General features: G+C 53.5%; 3 protein-coding genes. All 3 read left to right on the top strand.

Features of this window, described 5'->3' with window-relative positions:
- Positions 1–2931, top strand: a 2931-nt coding sequence (locus ACODSZ_RS22970) for a hemagglutinin repeat-containing protein (protein WP_488928626.1), incomplete at its 5' end; no start/stop codon positions are given.
- Positions 2932–2945: 14 nt separating this feature from the next.
- Entirely contained in the window at positions 2946–3359 is a 414-nt protein-coding gene (locus ACODSZ_RS22965; protein ID WP_488928625.1) for a hypothetical protein, read from the top strand.
- Positions 3360–3384: 25 nt separating this feature from the next.
- Entirely contained in the window at positions 3385–3843 is a 459-nt protein-coding gene (locus ACODSZ_RS22960; protein ID WP_488928624.1) for a hypothetical protein, read from the top strand.
- Positions 3844–4087 lie beyond the last annotated feature (244 nt).

Here is a 4087-nt window from a genome sequence, read left to right as displayed (position 1 = left end):
AGTGGCCTGACGGTGGCGGTGACCAGCCCGGTGATCTCGGCTATCCAGACGGTAGGCCAGATGGCGGAAGCGGCGAGCAAGACCAAGGATGGTCGCATGCAGGCGCTGGCGGTGGCCAACATGGGATTTGCGGCCAAGAACGCAGGTGATGCCATCAAGGCCGGTCAAGGCAGCACGATTGACGGTAAGGCCAACCAGATTGCCACCGGACCAACCGACCCGACCACCGGCAAGACGCCTTCACGGGACGCTACGGATGCCGAGAAGGCTGGTGGTCTCAATCTCGCACTGAGCATCGGGAGCAGCAGCAGCGAAAGCCGTTCCGAGCAGACCAGCAATACGGTACGCGGATCAGCGGTCACCGCTGGCGGCAGTGTCAACATCGGCGCCCAAGGTGGCGGTGCAGACAGCAACATCGTCATCCAGGGCAGCGATATCAAGGCCGGCGTGAATGCCACGCTGAAGGCTGCCAATGAAGTGCGCCTGCTAGCAGCACAGAACACCTCCGAACAGCACAGCAGCAACCAGAGCAGTTCAGGTTCGGTGGGGGTATCCATTGGCACCGACGGTCTGATGTTCAATGCCAGTGCTTCGGGCAGCCGTGGACGTGGTGACGGCAATGATGTGACACAGGTCAACACGCACGTGGATGCGGGCAACAAGCTGACGATCAGCTCGGGGACGGACACTACATTGAGCGGCGCAGTGGTCAGCGGCAAGCAGGTGGTGATGGATGTGGGCACCAGCGGGCATGGGAACTTGAAGATTGCCAGCCTGCAGGACACCAGCACCTACAAGAGCAACCAGCAGAGCCTGGGCGGCAGCATCTCGGTCGGCATGGGCAAGATGAGCGGCAGCATCAGCGCCAGCCGTAGCAGTGTGGATGGCAGCTTTGCGAGCGTGAACGAGCAATCGGGGGTTCGTGCGGGGGATGGCGGATTCCAGATCAACGTGGCTGGCAATACGGATCTTGTGGGGGCGAAGATCGCCAGCACCGACAAGGCCGCCGTCGAGGGCAAGAACAGCCTGACGACCGAGACGCTGACCCAATCCGATATCCAGAATCGCAGCGACTACAAGGCGGAAAGCCAGAGCGTGAGCGTGGGCGGCGGCTTCAATGGCGCCAAGTCGTCGATGAATGGGACGGGTATTGGCATTGGTAGCAGCAGTGGCAGTGAAAGCAGCACGACGCGCAGCGGCATCAGCCAGGCTGATATCAAGATCACCGACGACAAGGCACAGCAAGCCAAGACCGGCAAGACGGCCGAGCAGACCATTGCCAGTATCAATACCGATGTGAGCAGTGATCGGGATACCAGTGGGAAGTTGACCAAGCAGTGGGATGCGCAGGCGTTGCAGGCGGATGTGCAGGCGCAGGCGCAGATTACGGAATTGTTTGGCAAGAATGCGGCGAAGGAAATCGGAAGCTACGCGACAAGCAAGGTCAACGAACTCAACGCAAAAATCGAAGTTGCGCAAAGCGAAGACGAGAAGGCTGCGTTGATCGCGGAGCGTGATAAATGGAGCGAAGGCGGTCTCTATCGAACTGCCTTGCACACCGCTGCCGGGTTGCTTGGTGGGGGTGTCGATGGTGCTATTGGGGCTGCGACTTCTTCCGTCGCAATGCCGCAGCTTGCCAAGCTGATCGATAACACCAGTTTGCCTTTGCCGATACGGCAGGCAATGGCGCAGGCGGCAGCGGCTGCGCTGGGCGGGATTGCTGGGGGAGCATCGGGGCTGGCAGCTGGCGTGAATGTCGAGGCCAATAACCGCGAATTGCATGAGTCCGAATCGGAGAAACTGTCGGCTCTTAAAAAAGGGAAATCACCTGAAGAGCAGCAGCGTTTGAATGCGGCGGCTTGTGCGCTGGTGAGATGCGCTGATGGGGTGCCGCCGAGTGATCCGTACTACAGCCTGTTGAAGGGACTGCAGGATAAGGGAGCGACGTATCAGGATGAGATGGCGACTTTGCTCAAGACGGGCGAATTCATTTATAAGCCCTACCTTGACCCTCTACGAGACGCCATCACCAGAAATGGCGAACTCAAGCAGCGCTTGGGTGGGGCTGCAGATTTGGGCCTTGGGACACTCGGAATGGTTGCGGGAGGGACGCTTACCGTATCTGGGGCATTGGGCTGTGGTCCGAGCGCAGGGACGAGTTGTGCGTTAGTTCCAGTAGGTGTTTATGTTGCAAAGGCATCCAGCGATCAAGCGCAGGAGGGAGGACAGGCAGCCTTTGGTACTTACGTTTCTACTGAAGGCAGGCGTGTTTTAGACTCGTTTGATATTGCGACTTATCCGGGGGAGAGGGATCCACTCGCACAAATCGGGATTGACGCGGGGAAGCTTGGACTGACATATCTGCTGGGAAAATATATTCCTGGCGGTCTGGCCAAGGCAGAGGAAAAGGCCTTGAGTAAAGGGTCATCGGGGACATCTCCAGAAATATCCAAAACATCGGAAGAGATTGAGGCGCTCAGAAAGATCGCTGGCAATCCAAACGGTGCGGACTTGAGCAACAAAGCTCCCAACACAGTCCTGAATCAGAAAGCAGTACAAGATATATTTGATGGGACTTTACCGGGCACCCCGATTGATCCTAAGAGACCTTGGACACCTCGTCAGATGCCGGAGAGTTCAAATCCCAGTGCGACGGCCGAAGATTTTGCGCTAAGAGTTCTGGGGAGAAATCCGACTGCTGAGGAATTGGCACGTGGAAGCGCAATGAATAAGGGTAATTGTCAAGGCTGCTGGTACGCAAAAAATGCCGACGATATTATCGTGACGTATCGACCCGCAGGTTATGCGAGCAAGGATACATTGCCATCTACAGCAACGGTTGAGTTAAATGGAGCGAATACAATTAACAAACTAAATGTGGATGATAACGGCAGGGCAACGATAATTAAGTTGAAGTTCCCTCTGCAATAGAGAAAGGTCGAAACATGAAAATGGAATACAAATGGGCTTACGTAATTCAAGACAGAATGAAAACTATGGCAATGGGACCGGAGATTCTGTCGCCTAGTTATTTTATTGGCGGAGTTTTACCCGAAGAGAGTCGATATCAGCACTGGAAAGAGGGAGCTGAATTAATCTATAAACTGACGAAAAGTGGAATTCTCTATTTGGATGGAGCTACTAGTCCAACGGAAGACCTTTCTTGGTTTTATGATGAACTTAGAAACAACGATCCATTCGGAGACGGGGCTGGATTGTGGATGGCACAAGAGCTTGGATTAACGCAAACAGGCAAAGAGATCCTGGAGCGTTATGAAATCCAGTTGTCAGAAGCTAAGGTGACCCCCGAATTTATAGATGAGCTTGAAAGAATATTTGAAGGTCAGAAGCCTTGTTGAAATCGGTCGGCTACCCAGGATTTAAATGATGCTAAAAGAGGGCGATGTATTTTCGATTAAGACGGCTGATGGCGATGCCTATTTCCAGTTTGCGAAGGTTATTCGCCCTAGAGGTGCTTTGATTCGGGTGTTACCTGGTACCTATTCTGAGACGCCTTTGAACTTGAACGAGATTATTTCGATAGAAACCAATTTCTGGATATTTTTCCCCCTTTCAGAGGTTCACAAGCAGGGAATTGTTAAGAAGATTGCCCATTGCGAACTTCCCGAGCATGCTCGCAAGACTCCATTATTCAGGGCAGGTGTGGTGGATCCATCAACTGGGAAGGTTGAAACTTGGTGGTTTTGGGATGGTGAGAAAGAGTGGATGGTAGGTGCGATTACAGAGGAGCAAAGGAGACTGCCCATTAGAGGGACGTGGAACGATACATTGCTGATTAACCGTATTGAACAGGGTTGGTTGCCGGAGAAGGATCCACGGTAGGAACCTTGGCGGGCTTTTCAATCCATTTTCAAATAATTGGAATTATTTGAAAACGAAAGCTAAAAATCGCTAATTGCTATTGTTTTCAGAAATTATTTCTCTAACCTCAAGGCCAGCAGCACTTCTGCGGACAACGCCACGCTGGTTGCACAGCGTGACGTAAACCTGTCCACCGTTCACGAAACGTCGCAAGAAAAAATCACCTGGGACAACAACAACCGCGCCGAAGTGAATCGTGACAACG

The sequence above is a fragment of the Herbaspirillum sp. FG34 genome (assembly GCF_057809315.1).
Note: the sequence above shows the minus strand (reverse complement) of the source record. Positions and strands in the feature narration are given on the sequence as shown.

Bases quoted from the DNA above. Each gene is read 5' to 3' on its own strand.
- ACODSZ_RS22965 (WP_488928625.1), top strand. From the start codon at position 2,946: ATGAAAATGGAATACAAATGGGCTTACGTAATTCAAGACAGAATGAAA.
- ACODSZ_RS22960 (WP_488928624.1), top strand. From the start codon at position 3,385: ATGATGCTAAAAGAGGGCGATGTATTTTCGATTAAGACGGCTGATGGC.